Source organism: Staphylococcus sp. GDY8P120P (assembly GCF_017892065.1).
GTDB lineage: Bacteria > Bacillota > Bacilli > Staphylococcales > Staphylococcaceae > Staphylococcus > Staphylococcus nepalensis.
This window is the reverse complement of the sequence record NZ_JAESKI010000003.1, coordinates 344,819-362,937: the sequence shown is the minus strand read 5'-3', so window position 1 is coordinate 362,937 and position 18,119 is coordinate 344,819. Positions and strand designations below refer to the sequence as shown.

Here is an 18,119-nt window from a genome sequence, read left to right as displayed (position 1 = left end):
TAAGGAGTTGTATAGAAATGTCAGGAGAACAATATACTCAAGTTAGGCGTCCAGTGAGTCGACTAGCAGAAAAAGTATTGGGTTGGTTGAGCTGGATATTCCTACTTTTATTAACTATAGTAACAATGTTTATTGCATTAGTCTCTTTTAGTAGTGAAAGCTCTATTCAAAATTTAGAAACATCATTAAATGGTAATGATTTTATTCAACAAATATTAACGAATAATGGATTAAATACAATTCAATTTGTCATTTGGTTACAAAATGGGATATGGGCTGTTATTGTATACTTTATTGTTTGCTTATTAATATCATTTTTAGCGTTAATTTCAATGAATATCAGAATTTTATCTGGTTTCTTATTTTTAATAGCTATGATTGTAACATTGCCTTTAGTACTATTGTTCGTGCCATTAATTATACCAATTCTCTTTTTAATAGTAGCAATCATGATGTTTGCACGTAAAGAGAAAGTAGAAACCATACCAACGTATTATACTGGTGGTTTCCAAGGCGGTTATAATGACCAAAGATATGAGCAAGAACCACAACCAGATCCAGAACCACAACCAAAATCTCAACCAAATCCACAATACAATGTACAACAAGAAACTTCTGACGTAGAACGACCATCAGATGATGAACATCAATTAAGAAGAGGTGGGTACAGTTCTGAAGTTGCAGATAAAGTAAATGCGGATGTAAATGCAACAGATGAAGAACCTCAAGTATTATCAAGACAAGCGAAATATAATTATAAATCTAAAAAACAACCAAATAATATAGAAGAAAATGCTCAAGACGATAATGAGGCGCAAGATTTTGCTAACCAACAATCTGAAGAAGAAGCTAGATATAGACAAGAAGCATTCGAAAAAGAACAACAGCGCAAACAAGAAGCATATGAAGAACAACAACGTCTTAAACAAGAACAAGCAGAAGAAGCTGCTAGATTGAAACAAGAGAAGGCAGAGGAAAAAGCTAGAATCAAACAAGAAAAGAAAGAACGTAAACAGCGTGAAAAGGAAAGACGTAAGCAACAACCGAGTGCGGTGAATCAACGAAGAATGAATTTTGAAGAGCGAAAAAAAATCACAACTCAACAATCTGAAGAAAAAGATATAAATGATCAAAATAAGTCGTCAGATAAAAATGAGCAATCTGAAGAAACAAATTCAGAAAATGAAAAGTAACAAAAACGACCGAGTGCAAATTATATTGTGCACTCGGCCTTTTTTATCCTAATTCTTGGAAAGTTTCAATTATTAAATAAATATTTAAAATACTTAAAATAATAATTAATAACCAAGAAATTGTGTTAATCCACATTTTATTTTTAAACTGTCCCATTAGATAGCGATTATTTGTAGCTAACTGTAATGGTATTAAAGAGAAGGGTAAAGCTAAACTTAAAAATACTTGTGAGAATATAAGCAATTGCTCTATTTTACCTTCGTCACTCTTGAAAATAACGATACAGAATATGATTGGTAAAATTGCAATTAGACGTGTTACAAGTCGACGCAACCAGTTTGGAATTTTTAAGTGTAAAAACCCTTCCATTACAATTTGTCCTGCCATTGTCCCAGTAATTGTAGAATTTTGACCAGAAGCAAGTAATGCAACTGCAAATAACGTGCTCATAATTGCGCCCATAGAAGCCCCTAATATAGGTTGATTTTGCAAGGCTTGATACAAATCATAAAAACCACCTAATTGATCACTGTTAACACCATAAAATAAAGCTGCGCCTAAAACTAATAATAAACAATTAATAACAAATGCTATTGAAAGTTGAATGTTTGAATCCATTGTAGCGTATTTAATTGCATGAGCCTTAGATTTCAAATTATTTCTATCATACATTCTTGACTGCACAATTGAAGAATGTAGATATAAATTATGTGGCATGATTGTAGCTCCAATAATACCAAGCGCAATAAATAAAGCGCCGTTATCAGTAATGATTGTTTTACTTGGTAAAAAACCGTTTAAAGCTTCACTTACATGAGGAGAAGCAATAAATACTTCAAATATAAATATAACTAATACAGTGAAAATTAAAGTACCGACAATAGCTTCAATTTTTCTGAAACCAAAACGCATAATAAAGAGTAATAAAAATACATCTAGTACAGTGATGAGTGCACCAACGAGTAAAGGGATTCCAAATAATAAATCTAACGCTATCGCACTACCAATAACTTCAGCAATATCGGTTGCAATAATTGCTAGCTCAGCAATAATCCAAAATACAAAAGATAGTGGTTTATTCAAGTAGTATTTTGTTGCTTGTGCTAAGTCCATACCTGTTGCTATTCCTAATCTTACTGTCATACTTTGAAGTAACATGGCTGATAGGCTAGAGAGTAAAATTACGAATAGCAAAATGTATCCAAATTGAGCACCGCCTTGCATTGAAGTGATCCAATTTCCTGGATCCATATACCCAACAGCCACTAATAGACCTGGCCCTAAATAAGATAATAATTTTTGGCTAAATTTGCCATTAGTATTGATAGAAAGCGTATTGTTGATTTCTTCTAAACTTTTATTGTGCATTTTAATATTTTTAGACATTAAAAGACACCTCCTATATTCACAATTAATATTTTATAGGTTACTCCGAATTTTTTATTAGGTCAACCTAAAATAAAAGGTTTTTTGTCCCAAATTTTACTGTTTTTAACTTTATATTCAAAAATTAATATTTTGGTAATTAAGGGATGATACTTTGTGATTTTTAAATTTTAAAAAATTTGCTATGATGGTATTAATGAAATATTAGGAGGAAAAGTATGAATCGGAAAGCTGAAAAAATCCTTGCTTGGATTGCAAATGGTCTTAGTTTATTATTTTTAGTAATTATGATTTTAGGGCTAATTTTATTAAATTTCCCAGAATCTAAAGAAGCTTTAAATCAAATATATCAACAACAAGGCATGTCAGTATCTGCAGATGCGCTTAAAGCTTCAATAATAATGCAAGGTGGATTTTTATTATTTGCAACGATTCTAGGATTCTTAGGTGTCTTCACAATTAAAGGCAATAGGATTTTAGCAGGATGTCTTTTAGTTGCTGCTGCTTTAGTTAGTATTTTTACAGGTAATTTTATTGCACTTATACTTTGGATGATTGCGGGTATTATGTTATTAGTCAAAAAAGATAAAAAGAAACAACAATATAACCATGCAAGTTATCAAGAGCAACAGAGAAATAATGATAAAGATATTCAACAGCGTCAGAACAGTGACATGAACCCGGAAGATGAATTAAAAAAGAAAAAAGAGGATGATCCATATATATACTAAAATACCCTTTGGTAACAAAAGGATATACGTTTAAATGACTCCAGTATAAAACCAGGTTGAGATAGAAATAAAGGTCTCAACCTGGTTTTATATTATAGTTTTATTGATAGAATTTTAATAATTGTTCAAAAGTTTCTTCAAGAAAGTTTAAAAAGGCTTTATCGCTTTTTAATTCTCTTGCATTAGGTGTAAGTGTGCGTGCAACAAATAATTCACCCTTTTTAACTTTTTTGACACGATTAATGGCGCTTTGTATAGCCTCATCTGACATATCTTTTATGTATGTTTTTTCTTGAGACATATGGTCTAAACTCAAACTATAATCAGTAGGCAAATTTTTAAGTGTATCGAATTGTTCTTCAAATACTTTTACACGCTGTGCTTTATCTTTTGCTTCATGCATCACACCATACATAACAAAAAGTTGATTTTCAAAAAGACCGATTTGAAAATGGGGGATCATTTTATAACCACGATTATTTGTAGCAAAAGCAACCCAAGTATCTTTTGGCGGGTTAACGCTTCTTCTCGCATGTTTTGCAACGTGTGGATAGAATATTTCACCTGTTGCTGTCTCTAAATATTGGGAAAAATATTCACCAAGTTCGTTCAACTGTGGTCGAATATGTTCATTTAATGCTTCCATTCTTGCATTTAAGCCGTCAACTGCAAATGCTTTAAAATCTTGTGTTGTAAATGTATATTTAGTCATATTTAGCCTCCTGTTATTTATTTATTCGATTGTATTGTAGCATAACGTAGCACGTTAAACATTGCGTTTGGCTTGGATTGTAATATTTATATAAAATGCGTATCACGTGTACAAACCTATGAATTAGGGTAAAAAAATAGTATTATGAACTAGCATAAGATTACATATAATTATTTATTTTAATATATACTTCTATATCTTTTTAACCACATATTAAGGTATAATGATTCGCTAAAAAGGAGATGGAAACAATGACTGTTTATGAGTTTGCAAAAGGCCTTATATTAGAAGCAGGCATCAATGTAAAAAAAATCATGAAACAAGATATAGAAATTGAAACTAAGTCTAATCCTAATGATCTCGTAACAAATGTTGATAAAGCTACAGAAAAATATATTTTTGACAATGTTATGCAAACCTATCCAGAGCATCTAGTAATTGGTGAAGAAGGGCATGGCCATAATCTTAAAGATGAATCAGGCGTTGTATGGGTCATTGATCCGATTGATGGGACGTTGAATTTTGTGCATCAAAAGGAAAATTTTGCGATTTCTATCGGTGTATTTAATGACGGGAAGCCATATGCAGGTTTTGTATTTGACGTGATGAACGATGTGCTATATCACGCGAAAGTAGGCGAAGGCGCTTATGAAAATGGTAATTTATTACCGTGTATTGAATCCAGTCCTTTAAACACTAGTGTAATAGGACTTAACCCAAATTGGCTTACAAAACCAAGATTAGAAGAAATGTTCAAACCAATTGTAGAGGAGTCAAGAAGTGTGAGAGCATATGGTTCTGCAGCTTTAGAAATTATTTGTGTCGCTACAGGCAAGTTAGGTGGTTATATTACCCCCAGGTTACAACCTTGGGATTTCGCTGGAGGGTTAATTATATTGCAAGAGGTTGGTGGTATAGGAACTGATTTAATGGGGAACGCACTGTCTATTTATGAACCGAGCTCAATAGTAATGGCAAATCCACAATTACATGCAGAACTGTTAGAATTTCATTTTCAAAAAAATAATGAAATAATAGAGGCCTTGCAACAACGCTTAAAAAATAACAAATGAAAATAAAAAAGGCTGATAACATCATTGATGTTTCAGCCTCGAATATCATATGAACAACAATAGCTAGTAGTGCTGATACAAGAACTTTAGCGCTTGCACACTTTTTTCTAGTCATGCTTGCCGGGATAGGGCCACGAAATCATTCCGTAAAAGTATAATTTCTATCCCACTCCCTATAAAACACGTTATTTGTTTGGGCAACTATAGCCAATTATTTTCACGATATTTCTTTTTTAATGTGAAACCGCAACCAAATGTTGCAATGAACAGTATAAATGTTAAAATCATCATTGGAACATTTGTAGCAGCGATACTAAAGCTAAATAATAGTAAAAATACGATAGCAATTATAGCGAGTACCCAAAATATTGATTTAGATTTTTTTTGTTGCATCCCGACCACACCTTTATAGTTTTCTTTAATCAATTATATGATATAATAAAAAAGTTGCAAAGAAAAGTGGGAATTTACTCGAGAAAGGAAATAGTATAAAATGACTAATTTAAGAGAAGATGTTCGCAATATAGCCATCATCGCTCACGTTGACCATGGTAAAACAACATTAGTAGATGAATTATTAAAACAATCAGGAATTTTCCGTGAGAACGAGCATGTTGATGAAAGAGCAATGGATTCTAACGACATAGAAAGAGAACGAGGCATCACAATTCTTGCTAAAAATACAGCAATTAATTATAAAGATAACAGAATCAACATTTTAGATACACCAGGACACGCTGACTTCGGTGGAGAAGTGGAACGTATCATGAAAATGGTTGACGGCGTAATCTTAGTAGTAGATGCTTATGAAGGTACAATGCCACAAACACGTTTCGTATTGAAGAAAGCACTTGAACAAAATTTAAAACCTGTAGTTGTGGTAAATAAAATTGATAAACCAGAAGCTAGACCAGAAGGTGTAGTAGATGAAGTATTAGATTTATTTATCGAATTAGAAGCTAATGATGAACAATTAGATTTCCCCGTTGTTTATGCGTCAGCTGTTAACGGTACAGCAAGTTTAGATTCTGAAAAACAAGATGAGAATATGCAATCACTTTATGAAACAATTATTGACTATATACCTGCACCTATTGATAACAGAGATGAACCATTACAATTCCAAATTGCATTGTTGGATTATAATGATTATGTTGGACGTATCGGTGTAGGACGTGTGTTCAGAGGAACGATGCGTGTTGGTGATAGTGTATCTTTATTAAAATTAGACGGCTCTGTGAAGAATTTCAGAGTATCTAAAATCTTTGGTTATTTCGGATTGAAACGCGAAGAAATTGAAGAAGCACATGCTGGAGATTTAATAGCTGTTTCAGGCATGGAAGATATTAACGTAGGCGAAACAGTGACGCCTTCTGATCATCAAGAAGCATTACCAGTACTTAGAATTGATGAGCCAACATTAGAAATGACATTTAAAGTTAATAATTCACCATTTGCTGGGCGTGAAGGTGATTTTGTAACATCTCGTCAAATCCAAGAACGTTTAGATGAACAATTAGAAACAGACGTGTCATTAAAAGTAACACAAACTGAATCACCAGATAGATGGATTGTCGCAGGACGTGGTGAATTACACTTATCAATTTTAATTGAAAATATGAGACGTGAAGGTTATGAATTACAAGTTTCTAAACCTCAAGTTATCTTGAGAGAGATTGATGGCGTCCAATGTGAACCATTTGAGCGTGTACAATGCGAAGTACCACAAGAATACACTGGTGCAGTTATCGAATCATTAGGTCAACGTAAAGGTGAAATGCTAGATATGGTTACGACTGACAATGGTTTAACGCGTATTATTTTCATGGTTCCAGCTCGTGGCTTAATTGGTTATACAACTGAATTTATGTCACAAACACATGGCTATGGTATTATTAACCATACATTTGAAGAGTTCAAACCTCGTGTTAAAGGACGTATTGGCGGCAGAAGAAATGGTGCGCTTGTTTCTATGGATAAAGGTCAAGCTAGTGCATACGCAATTATGGGCTTAGAAGATCGCGGTACAAACTTTATGGAACCAGGAACTGAAGTATACGAAGGTATGATTGTTGGTGAGCATAACCGTGAGAATGATTTAACAGTTAATATCACAAAAGAAAAACATCAAACTAACGTACGTTCAGCTACAAAAGACCAAACAGTAACAATGAAACGACCAAGAAAATTAACTTTAGAAGAAGCGTTACAATTTATTAATGATGATGAATTAGTAGAGGTTACTCCTCAAACGATCCGTATTAGAAAAACAATATTAGAAAAATCAGCTCGTGAGAAAGAAGCTAAACGCATCAAACAATTAATGCAAGAAGAAGACTAATAATTATATTGAAGACAGAAGCGGAACAGAAACCTATAATTCTTAAAAGATTTTAGTGTTTTGTTCTAATCCTGTTTTTATATTTGAGACAGTTCGACTCAAAAGTTTCTTATAATATAGAATTAATTAGAGTTTGTGATATAGTATATGTGTACAAAAAATGTCCCTTCATTTTAAAATGAAGGGACATTTTTTGTATTTAAATCGTGCTGATTTTGAGTATTACAATTCTGGAGCATAAACATCTCGGATAAAGCGTAAAACGCCAGTTTCTACTGAAATTATATAGAAATTGACGTTTTCTTTGTTGTTGTGAATTTTTGTAGCTCGTTGGACTACTATGTTTTTATTTAGCACTATTAAGATAAAATGGTATTCTCATTGGACCTTATTTATTTCTCGAACTGGTATTCGAGTGAAACGCCAAATAGCACTACTAACTCTAAAAGCTGGTTCTATATCCTTAGTTCGTTGACTGAAGCATTTTTAACTTCTAATTCTGAAAGATTTTGATTGATTTGAGAATTGAAATATTTTAAATTATAATTTTCCGATTGTATATCTATTAACGTTAGCTACTACTTTAATACCATCAATAAAAAATCTATGACAATTATATATAATTTGAATCATAGTATTGGTAACAACACGCCGATAGGGATAGCATGTGTGTTGAGATTATAGGTCTAGGACATCTCTGAGACAAGCGAGCAAAACGATACGAAATAAAAATATAAAATGAGCCCCAAAAAGATCCCTAAGTCAAGCATTTTTTGGGGCTGCATTGTGGGATTTATATCCCAGCTTCATTAATCTACTTTTAAAAAGGCAATAATAAAATTAAGCAACACATAGCGTCGGTATAGTTTAACGATGATCGAAAGTCGTTTCTTGATTTCTTTGTTTCGGTGTATCTAGTCGACTTTTACATTCATCGCACATAAATGTATGCATTGGATCATTTCTTAACCTTTTAGCTTCTAATGTATTTCGATCAATAAATACCTCGGTATCACAAATAATACATTGAACTTTAATCAACTTAAATCACCTCAATATGAGTAACATACTTAAACTCATATGAATAACCTTGTTCTGGAATATAAACAAAACTATCTACAAAGTTATCGTCGTAAAGTCTTTTGCCATCACGCGCAAATTGGAAAAAAAGATACGGTAATAATTCCATCGGTACTTCAATTGAATCTTTATCATTAAATAAACGAATTGCTGTTGCGTTATCATACGGTTCCGCGTTTTTAAAAAATGGTGCCATATTAATTACAAATGAATTTTCTAAAACAGCTCTTTTTCTGTATTTTATTTCTGAATTTAGCGTTGGTGGATTTGTTTGTCCTTCGAGAATAGCGCGGTTCCATTCACGATTATCATTGAAATTGATTGGTTTTGTGCCATCAAATACGCCGCTTTCTAAATCTTCTAATTGAACTTTTCTATCGTCAAAAATCCAAGTCGTACTATCTAAAGTGATCGGAAATTTAACTTCACCCTTAATTTGAATCATAATCCCACTCCTAATGCATTTTAAATATTTTTAAATAAACGATACTACAAAAAGTATGTACATGCCTAAAAATGACATTTTTGTGAATTTAAAATCAATGAACAGCTAAGTTTAATTTTTACAAATCAAAAATTAAAAGTTGAAAAATTGTATTAAAGGCTTATGTCACAATGTTTTATGTACTTCGTTTTTAAATTAAATATATAACTGGTTTAAATATATCGCTGGTTATAATTTTATCACAAATAACTATGATTAGTATATTACTGAATTCTCTTGCTTTTTATTTATCAGTAAGATAAACTTTTACATATAAAGTTACTATTGATAGGGGGAATATGTCATGGTAAAGAGTCAAAAATTAAATAGTGCGGCATATGACCAATTAAATAAAGATGCGGATAGGATTCTTCAATTGATTAAAGTTCAAATGGATAATCTAACATTACCTCAGTGCCCATTATATGAAGAAGTTCTGGATACTCAAATGTTTGGTTTGCAAAAAGAAGTAGATTTTGCTGTAGAACTTGGGTTAGTTGACAGAGAAGCGGGCAAAGATTTAATGCTTCGTTTAGAGAAAGAATTATCTAAATTGCATGAAGCATTCACTAACGTTTAATTGGAATAAATATATTTAGTAAAGACTTAATTTATTTTTAGTAAATAGAACCTTATAAAAAATAAAGTAGTGAAATAAAACTACATAAATGATTTGGAGTGGCTAAGATATCAATATTTTATTGATTGTATCGTAGCCGCTTTTTTGTTTGATATTAAATGAGCTAAAATGATGATTTCAAAATATGAAATATTGCGTTACATTTGTTCGAAATATGCTTGTGTTATTTGATATAATGTTCAAGTACAATTAAATTTATAAATAACACCCATTTGTAATAGTTGAAGTATTGAAAGAAATTTTTATTAGCTTGTAAAGAATAAAAAATAGAATTGGATGATATGTCAAATGAATAACATAAAAAAATTTTTTCGATATATTGGTAAAAATGCTAAATATATTGATTATCCATTAGTAATTACATATTTATTGTTATGTCTCATTGGCTTAGTCATGGTATATAGTGCAAGTATGGTGGCAGCTACAAAAGGATCTTTAACTGGTGGCGTTTCAGTAGCAGGGACTTATTTTTATACTAGGCAGTTGATGTACGTAATCATGAGTATCATTCTCGTGTTTTTTATGGCCTTCGTGATGAATGTTAAATTGTTAGAAACAATTAGGTTTCAGAAATGGATGATGTTAGGCATTATTTTATTACTACTAGCCACGTTATTAGTAGGAAGTAATATTAATGGTTCAAAAAGTTGGCTTAATTTAGGCTTTATGAACTTACAGGCTTCAGAATTATTAAAAATCGCAATAATTATATATATACCGTATATGATAGAAAAGAAAAGACCAAGGGTATTTAAAGAGCCAAAAGTGATGCTGTCTCCGATTGTTTTAGCTGCTATTTGTATTGCACTTGTATTTTTACAACGCGACGTTGGTCAGACACTTTTAATACTAATTATTTTCTTTTCAATTTTATTTTACGCGGGTATTGGGGTTCATAAATCATTAAAATACGGATTAATCATAGCGACAGGTGTGGTCTTAATTGGTGGTTTATTTTTACTCATTGGCCTCGTCCCAGATTATTTAACAGCTCGGTTTAGTACACTGACAGACCCATTTAGCAATGAATCAGGCACAGGGTATCACATTTCTAATTCATTAATAGCAATTGGTAATGGAGGCTTGTTAGGTCGTGGTTTAGGTAATAGTATTATGAAATTAGGTTACCTACCTGAACCACACACAGATTTTATATTTTCAATAATTTGTGAAGAACTGGGACTTGTTGGCGGGCTTATCGTAATCTGCTTGTTATTCTTTATTGTTTATAGAGCGTTTGAACTCGCAAGTAAAACAAGTTCATATTTTTATAAACTTGTTTGTGTAGGGGTCGCAAGTTATATAGGAAGTCAAACTTTTGTTAATTTAGGTGGTATTTCAGGTACAATCCCGTTAACAGGGGTCCCATTACCTTTTATTAGTTTTGGTGGATCTTCCATGATAAGTTTGAGTATCGCGATGGGATTATTATTAATCACTGCTAAACAAATTAAAGTGGACGCGTATAAAAGAAAACAACAACGCAAACAGACTAAAAAATTTGATATCTCAAGTAGATATTAAAGATGGCTATAAAGGCAAACATTTCAACCTTAAATGATTGAAAACGTTTGCTTTTTTTCAATTTACTCATTTTAATTTTGAAAAACTTAGCGAATATAGTATGAATGATAACGTTTAGTTATTGTCAGTGATAACTTTATGTTATGTAATTGGTATGATATAATGTGTTTTAAATCCGATAGCTACCATGCTTTTGGTGAATAATTATATTAAAACTAATGGTATATTAATGAAAATTACATTATTAATTTTATTACTAAACAAAAAAGTGTCAAAAATGTTTTACTGTATACATAGTTCGTATTTTGCTATAATAAAATCTATATTAAACTTTTTAGAAAATTCAAAATTTAAGGGGGACCATGATTTGAAACAAATAAACAAACTACTAGTAGCCAATCGTGGGGAAATTGCAATAAGGATTTTTAGAGCAGCAACTGAGTTAAATATTAAAACGGTAGCAATTTATTCCAACGAAGACAAAGGCTCTTTACATAGATATAAAGCAGATGAATCTTACTTGGTAGGAAATGACTTAGGACCAGCAGAATCATACTTAGATATTGAACGTATTTTAGATGTTGCTAAACGCGCAGGTGTGGACGCGATCCATCCTGGTTATGGGTTCTTAAGTGAAAATGAAACATTTGCTAAACGGTGTCAGGAAGAAGGCATTAAATTTATTGGTCCACAAGTAGAACATTTAGATATGTTTGGAGATAAAGTTAAAGCGAGAACAACGGCAATTAATGCTAATTTAAGTGTTATCCCAGGGACAGATGGACCGATTGACAACCAAGAGGATGCAGTCGCTTTTGCCAATGAAGCTGGTTACCCGTTGATGATCAAAGCAACGAGTGGTGGTGGCGGTAAAGGCATGCGTATTGTCCGTTCGGAAGATGAATTAGAAGATGCATTTCACCGTGCAAAATCCGAAGCAGAGAAATCATTTGATAATAGCGAAGTTTATATTGAAAAATATATAGATAATCCAAAACACATTGAAGTACAAGTGATTGGTGATGAGCACGGAAATATAGTCCATTTATACGAGCGTGATTGTTCTGTACAAAGACGTCATCAAAAGGTTGTTGAAGTTGCACCTTCTGTCGCTTTACCTGATGATTTAAGAGAGCGTATTTGTGATGCTGCGATTCAATTAATGGAAAACATCAACTATGTTAACGCTGGTACTGTTGAATTTCTAGTTTCTGGAGAAGATTTCTATTTCATTGAAGTAAACCCACGTGTTCAAGTTGAGCATACGATTACTGAAATGGTAACAGGCGTAGATGTAGTTAAAACTCAAATTCTTGTAGCTGACGGTGAAAAGTTATTTGATGCAGAAATTGGTATGCCCCAACAAAAAGATATTAAAACACTAGGCTATGCTATCCAATGTCGTATCACCACGGAAGATCCAACTAACGATTTCATGCCAGACACAGGTAGAATTATTGCGTATCGTTCAAGTGGTGGTTTTGGTGTGAGGCTGGATGCTGGTGATGGATTCCAAGGTGCCGAAATCACGCCATATTATGATTCTTTACTAGTAAAATTATCTACACACGGTATGACATTTAAACAAGCAAACGAAAAAATGGATCGTTCATTGCAAGAAATGAGAATTCGTGGTGTAAAAACCAATGTCCCATTTTTAATTAACGTTATGCGAAATGCACAGTTTAAAACTGGCGATTATACAACCAAATTTATTGAAAGTACACCAGAATTATTTGATATTGAACCGACTTTAGATAGAGGGACAAAGACATTAGAATATATCGGTAATGTATCGATTAATGGATTTCCAAACGTTGAAAAACGACCGAAACCGGTATATGAAACATCACCTATTCCACAAGTGCCTAAAAAAGTAGTGGATAAGTTTGAAGGTACAAAACAATTATTGGATAGTAAGGGACCTACAGCAGTTGCTCAATGGTTGAAAGAACAAGAAGACGTATTGATTACAGATACGACATTTAGAGATGCACATCAATCCTTACTGGCAACACGTGTTAGAACAAAAGATATGATGAATATTGCTTCTAAAACATCGGAAGTAATGAAAGATAGTTTTTCATTAGAAATGTGGGGCGGCGCCACGTTTGATGTCGCTTATAATTTCTTGAAAGAAAACCCATGGGAAAGATTAGAAAGATTAAGAAAGTCTATTCCAAATGTTTTATTCCAAATGTTGTTACGGGCTTCTAATGCAGTAGGGTATAAAAACTATCCAGATAACGTAATTAAAAAGTTCGTGAAAGAAAGTGCTGAAGCAGGTATAGATGTATTCCGAATTTTTGATTCATTAAACTGGGTAGACCAGATGAAAGTTGCTAACGAAGCAGTCCAAGAAGCAGGAAAAATTTCAGAGGGAACGATTTGTTATACGGGTGATTTCTTGGATCCAAATCGTTCTAATATATATACATTAGACTACTACGTTAATATGGCGAAAACGCTAGAATCTGAAGGTTTCCACATACTTGCTATTAAAGATATGGCTGGTTTATTAAAACCTAAAGCAGCATACGAATTAATCGGTGAATTAAAAGCAGCAGTTAATTTACCAATTCACTTACACACACATGATACAAGTGGTAACGGTCTTTTAACTTATAAAGAAGCTATAGATGCCGGTGTAGATGTTATAGATACAGCAATTGCATCAATGAGCGGTCTAACAAGTCAACCAAGTGGCAACTCGTTATATTATGCACTAAATGGATTTGGAAGAAGTATGCGTGCAGATATTGATGGCATGGAAGAGTTATCTCATTATTGGAGTACAGTACGTCAATATTATAGTGATTTTGAAAGTGATATTAAGTCACCAAATACAGAGATTTATCAACATGAAATGCCGGGCGGACAATATTCTAATTTACGTCAACAAGCCAAAAGTTTAGGGTTAGGTAATCGATTTAATGAAGTTAAAGACATGTATAAACGTGTCAATTTCTTATTTGGGGATATCGTTAAGGTTACACCATCATCAAAAGTAGTTGGAGATATGGCGTTGTATATGGTCCAAAACGATTTAGATGAACAAACTGTAATTAAAGATGGTTATAAATTAGATTTTCCTGAGTCGGTTGTTTCGTTCTTTAAAGGTGAAATTGGTCAGCCAGTAAACGGATTTAATAAAGAACTACAAAAAGTGATTTTGAAAGGACAGCAGCCATTAACTGACAGACCAGGTGAGTATTTAGAACCAGTCGACTTTGAAGCAATAAGGAAAGAATTAGAAGAAAAACAACAAAAAGAAGTCACTGAACAAGACATTATTAGTTATGTATTATATCCAAAAGTTTATGAACAATTTATTACGACACAAGAACAATATGGTAATGTGTCACTTTTAGATACACCAACATTCTTCTTCGGTATGAGAGCAAATGAAACCGTAGAAATTGAGATAGACACTGGTAAACGATTGATTATTACGCTTAAAACAATTACTGAACCTGATGAAAAAGGGGTTCGTACAATATTTTACGATATGAATGGTCAAGCGAGACGTATTTTCATACAGGATGAAAATGTAAAAGCAAACGCAAGTGTTAAACCTAAAGCTGACAAATTAAATCCAAATCATATTGGCGCACAAATGCCTGGGTCAGTAACAGAAGTTAAAATTTCAGAAGGGGAGTCTGTAACAAGTGGACAAGCCTTATTAATCACAGAAGCAATGAAAATGGAAACAACGATACAAGCGCCATTTGATGGTGTGGTTAAGAAAGTAACCGTTCAAAATGGAGAAGCGATCGAAACTGGAGATTTATTAATAGAAATTGAAAAAGAACCAGTAGATTAAATAAGAATTAATCAAATAAAAAATGTGAGTATGACTAAAATCAAACATATACTCGTTGCATTCCTTGCATAGACATCATTTATTTTTATAATTAGAAAATACTGATTTATAGTTAATGAGTGACTTAATTGGAACGCTTCATACTGTCAACAAAGCCTTTGACTTTGTTGACAGTTTTTTATGCGCACTTTTTCGCGGGTAATGTATTATCTTATAGTCTTTGCTTAGTACTTTCTCACAAAAATCAGGCGAAACTACTGTTATTTTTAAAAAATAGCATATTATATAGATTATACAGTAGTGGCGTTTGTATGTTGAATAAATCAATGAATATTGAGACTAAATGCTCAATACGCATGCTATTCCTACAGCGTGTCACAATCAATACTATGTTTTAGACTAATATCATTATCATAAGTTTTTACTAAAAATAAGACACTTTCATATAATTCAATAAACCTCACTAAACTAAATTAACGGGGCGTATTATATCTGAGATGATAACATGACTCAACTTTCGCTACTAATTGAACTCAAGTATCAATCACTAATCATGATATATGGCGTCAATCATAGATCATTTTAATAGCATGTCTTTCATTACATATTATTTTTTGTTTCTTAAAGGTAAGGTTAAAAAATATAAAAGTAATCTTTTCAATACACAGAATTTGAAATACGATAAATTTATTTATCTAAAACACAAAAGAGTCGACTTTAAAAGTTATGTAAATCGAGAAGATAAATATGAATTTAAGAGAAATTTTAAATGATATGCATACGGCAATTGTTCATGAAAAATTTAATTTATGAAAACTGGATTAAAAATGAATAAGGTTAAACGAAAATTTAGTTTTATCTTAGTAGCGCTGGATATGAGAAAAATAAGAGCTCAACGAGATGCAAAATTACACAAAAACAAAGAAAACGTCAATTTCTATATGATTTCAATAGAAATTGACGTTTGTTTCTAGTTGGAGCTACCTATGTCTTCAACACTTATTTAAGGTTATTCATTTCATTTATTTAGCACTTCGAATTGTTCGTAACATCAATACAATAAAGTATGCAATCAAGCCAAACAATAGTGTGATAAATAAAGCATGTAGTAAAGCAACCAATAAATTGACTTCAGTAATAATAGATAAAGCTCCTGTAATTACTTGTAAAATAATTAAAATAAAGGCAGCAGTATAACCGAATCGAATGGTACGATTCTCTTTATAATTATTAATTGCATGAATAAATGTAATTAATATCCATATAAACGCAATTAAAGCCATGCCTCGGTGCGTAAAGTTTACCCAATCTTGCACATTATGAGGTATTAAATCATTAAACGGTAGAGGCCATTGCCCATAAGCTAAACTTGCTTCTTTGTGTCTAACTAAGGCACCAGTATAAATTGTTAGATAAACAATGACAGCCATTATCCATGTATAAATTCTTAGAGGCTTACGAATAAATAATTCATCAGCTTCATATTTATGGTCTACTTCAAAGATGATTAAAGTTAAGACAAATACTGAAGAGAACGAAATTAATGAAATACCAAAATGTAATGCAAGAACATAAGCATTTTGTTGCCACATTACCGCAGCTGCACCAACAAGTGCTTGTATGAGTAAGAAACCAACACTGATGATACATAAAGGTTTAACTTCCTTGATGTAACCGAGGTGTTTCCAAGCTACGATTACTAGCCATAAAACAATAATTAAAGATAATCCAGATACAGCGCGATGGCTTAGTTCAATTATCGTTTGTATAGGTAAATTTTGTGGTAAGAAAGCGCCATGACATAATGGCCAGTCTGAACCACAACCATCTGCTGAACCAGTTTTGGTTACTAAAGCTCCTCCGAGTTGTACAAATGCCATAATTATGGCTGCTAACACAGATAACCATTTCAGGTTTTTTTTGTTAAACAAGAATTAACCCCCCACATATAAATAAAACTCAAATAAGAGATGGAATAGAGTTGAAGTGAAAGTTAAGCACAACATTTCACTATTATTCATAATCTCTTGAAATTGATTTCTTTCTTTTTAAATAAAACTTAATTATCATTATAACAAGAAATGCACTTCTAATTGTGTCACAAAAATGACTATTTGTGAATGTCGATAAAGTGTCACAAATAACTTTATATAAATGTAGTCAATGACCATAAATTGATATATCATTGTATTATATGGAAAAATTAGGAGGGAAATTATGAACAAAGAACAAACTTTGTCGCATAATTCTAGCCGTGTAACTTTTAAAGAGTTACAACAAATTATTAAAATGGGGCTAGTTCAAGGTAATTTAATACCAGCTTTTGCTGGTTCATGGCTTGCAATTGTGTTGGCAAATCATTCCTTCCTCTCGTCAATACCACAGATTTTAATGATGTTGGTAGGCTCGACGTTAATTATGGGGGGCGCTTGCGCTTTAAATAATTACTATGATCAAGATATTGACAGTATCATGCCAAGCAAACAACAAAGACCAACGGTGAACGAAAGAATTTCAAATAGAAATTTATTATTACTTAGTTTTGGAATGATGCTCGTAGGGGAAGCATTTTTATTTGCTTTAAATGTACCATCAGGCGTAATTGGATTACTAGGTATTGTTGGATATGTATCATTTTATTCCATTTGGTCTAAGCGCCATACGGTTTGGAACACAGTAATCGGGAGTTTCCCTGGTGCCGTTCCGCCATTAATTGGTTGGACAGCAATAGAAGGTAATATTAGCATGGTCGCAGTTGCATTATTTTTAGTTATTTTCTGTTGGCAACCGATACATTTCTATGCTTTAGCGATTAAGCGTAAAGATGAATATAGTATGGCTCATATTCCAATGCTTCCTTCTGTTAAAGGGTTTAAACGGACAAGAGTCAGTATGTTTATTTGGCTCGTATTTTTATTGCCATTACCATTATTATTAAGTAATCTTGGTACAACATTTATTATATTGGCCTCACTATTGAATCTTGGTTGGCTATATTTAGGTTTAACAAGCTTTAAAAAAGATTCAGACCAAACAAAATGGGCTACAAAAATGTTTATCTACTCTTTAAATTATTTAGTAGTATTTTTTGTACTCGTTGTTGTTGTCTCGTTAATAAAAATGTTCTAATA

At 32.3% G+C, this 18,119-nt stretch carries 14 protein-coding genes and 1 pseudogene; 9 read left to right on the top strand and 6 right to left on the bottom strand.

What is annotated here, in order from left to right; genetic code table 11:
* The first annotated feature begins 17 nt into the window (after window positions 1–17).
* Window positions 18–1,193 (top strand): lipoteichoic acid stability factor AuxB, encoded by a 1,176-nt coding sequence (gene auxB / locus KA900_RS03805; RefSeq protein ID WP_096810394.1) that lies wholly within the window; start codon window positions 18–20, stop codon window positions 1,191–1,193.
* Window positions 1,194–1,236: 43 nt separating this feature from the next.
* Here the strand turns inward: auxB and KA900_RS03800 are convergent, their stop codons facing one another.
* On the bottom strand, window positions 1,237–2,580 hold the full coding sequence (locus KA900_RS03800; RefSeq protein ID WP_210139314.1) for an Nramp family divalent metal transporter: 1,344 nt from the start codon (window positions 2,578–2,580) through the stop codon (window positions 1,237–1,239).
* Window positions 2,581–2,798: 218 nt separating this feature from the next.
* On the opposite strand from KA900_RS03800, the gene KA900_RS03795 reads away from it, so the two are divergent.
* Window positions 2,799–3,311, top strand: coding sequence for a DUF4064 domain-containing protein (locus tag KA900_RS03795; RefSeq protein WP_103372888.1), 513 nt, complete (start codon window positions 2,799–2,801; stop codon window positions 3,309–3,311).
* Window positions 3,312–3,411: 100 nt separating this feature from the next.
* Here the strand turns inward: KA900_RS03795 and KA900_RS03790 are convergent, their stop codons facing one another.
* Window positions 3,412–4,023: a YktB family protein gene (locus tag KA900_RS03790; RefSeq protein WP_210139313.1), complete on the bottom strand. Its 612-nt coding sequence runs from the start codon at window positions 4,021–4,023 to the stop codon at window positions 3,412–3,414.
* Between the two features lie 251 nt (window positions 4,024–4,274).
* Here KA900_RS03790 and KA900_RS03785 point away from each other — a divergent pair, with 251 nt between their 5' ends.
* On the top strand, window positions 4,275–5,096 hold the full coding sequence (locus tag KA900_RS03785; protein WP_107644347.1) for an inositol monophosphatase family protein: 822 nt from the start codon (window positions 4,275–4,277) through the stop codon (window positions 5,094–5,096).
* 201 nt (window positions 5,097–5,297) lie between these two features.
* Here the strand turns inward: KA900_RS03785 and KA900_RS03780 are convergent, their stop codons facing one another.
* Window positions 5,298–5,489, bottom strand: coding sequence for a DUF5325 family protein (locus tag KA900_RS03780; protein ID WP_096810389.1), 192 nt, complete (start codon window positions 5,487–5,489; stop codon window positions 5,298–5,300).
* A gap of 100 nt (window positions 5,490–5,589) precedes the next feature.
* On the opposite strand from KA900_RS03780, the gene typA reads away from it, so the two are divergent.
* A complete protein-coding gene (typA, locus tag KA900_RS03775; protein ID WP_207606617.1) occupies window positions 5,590–7,437 on the top strand; it encodes a translational GTPase TypA in 1,848 nt (615 codons plus the stop codon).
* Window positions 7,438–8,304: 867 nt separating this feature from the next.
* Here typA and KA900_RS03770 read toward each other — a convergent pair.
* Complete coding sequence (locus KA900_RS03770) at window positions 8,305–8,478, bottom strand: DUF2197 domain-containing protein (protein WP_096810387.1); 174 nt, start codon at window positions 8,476–8,478, stop codon at window positions 8,305–8,307.
* 1 nt (window position 8,479) lies between these two features.
* Entirely contained in the window at window positions 8,480–8,962 is a 483-nt protein-coding gene (locus KA900_RS03765) for a hypothetical protein (protein ID WP_119487808.1), read from the bottom strand.
* A 343-nt stretch (window positions 8,963–9,305) separates the two neighbouring features.
* On the opposite strand from KA900_RS03765, the gene KA900_RS03760 reads away from it, so the two are divergent.
* The 4 genes and pseudogenes from KA900_RS03760 to KA900_RS14980 form a co-directional block, all read left to right on the top strand.
* A complete protein-coding gene (locus KA900_RS03760) occupies window positions 9,306–9,581 on the top strand; it encodes an Fpa/YlaN family protein (RefSeq protein ID WP_096810385.1) in 276 nt (91 codons plus the stop codon).
* A 348-nt stretch (window positions 9,582–9,929) separates the two neighbouring features.
* Window positions 9,930–11,165: a cell division peptidoglycan polymerase FtsW gene (gene ftsW, locus KA900_RS03755; protein WP_103373728.1), complete on the top strand. Its 1,236-nt coding sequence runs from the start codon at window positions 9,930–9,932 to the stop codon at window positions 11,163–11,165.
* Between the two features lie 367 nt (window positions 11,166–11,532).
* Entirely contained in the window at window positions 11,533–14,988 is a 3,456-nt protein-coding gene (locus KA900_RS03750) for a pyruvate carboxylase (protein ID WP_210139312.1), read from the top strand.
* A gap of 557 nt (window positions 14,989–15,545) precedes the next feature.
* A pseudogene (locus KA900_RS14980) lies at window positions 15,546–15,758 on the top strand (IS5/IS1182 family transposase); the annotation flags it as partial.
* A gap of 252 nt (window positions 15,759–16,010) precedes the next feature.
* Here KA900_RS14980 and KA900_RS03745 read toward each other — a convergent pair.
* Window positions 16,011–16,919, bottom strand: coding sequence for a COX15/CtaA family protein (locus KA900_RS03745; protein ID WP_096810382.1), 909 nt, complete (start codon window positions 16,917–16,919; stop codon window positions 16,011–16,013).
* Window positions 16,920–17,205: 286 nt separating this feature from the next.
* Between KA900_RS03745 and cyoE the strand changes: the two genes are divergently transcribed.
* Window positions 17,206–18,117 carry a heme o synthase gene (gene cyoE / locus KA900_RS03740; protein WP_096810381.1) on the top strand — a complete coding sequence of 304 codons (912 nt, stop codon included), beginning with the start codon at window positions 17,206–17,208 and terminating at the stop codon, window positions 18,115–18,117.
* Window positions 18,118–18,119 lie beyond the last annotated feature (2 nt).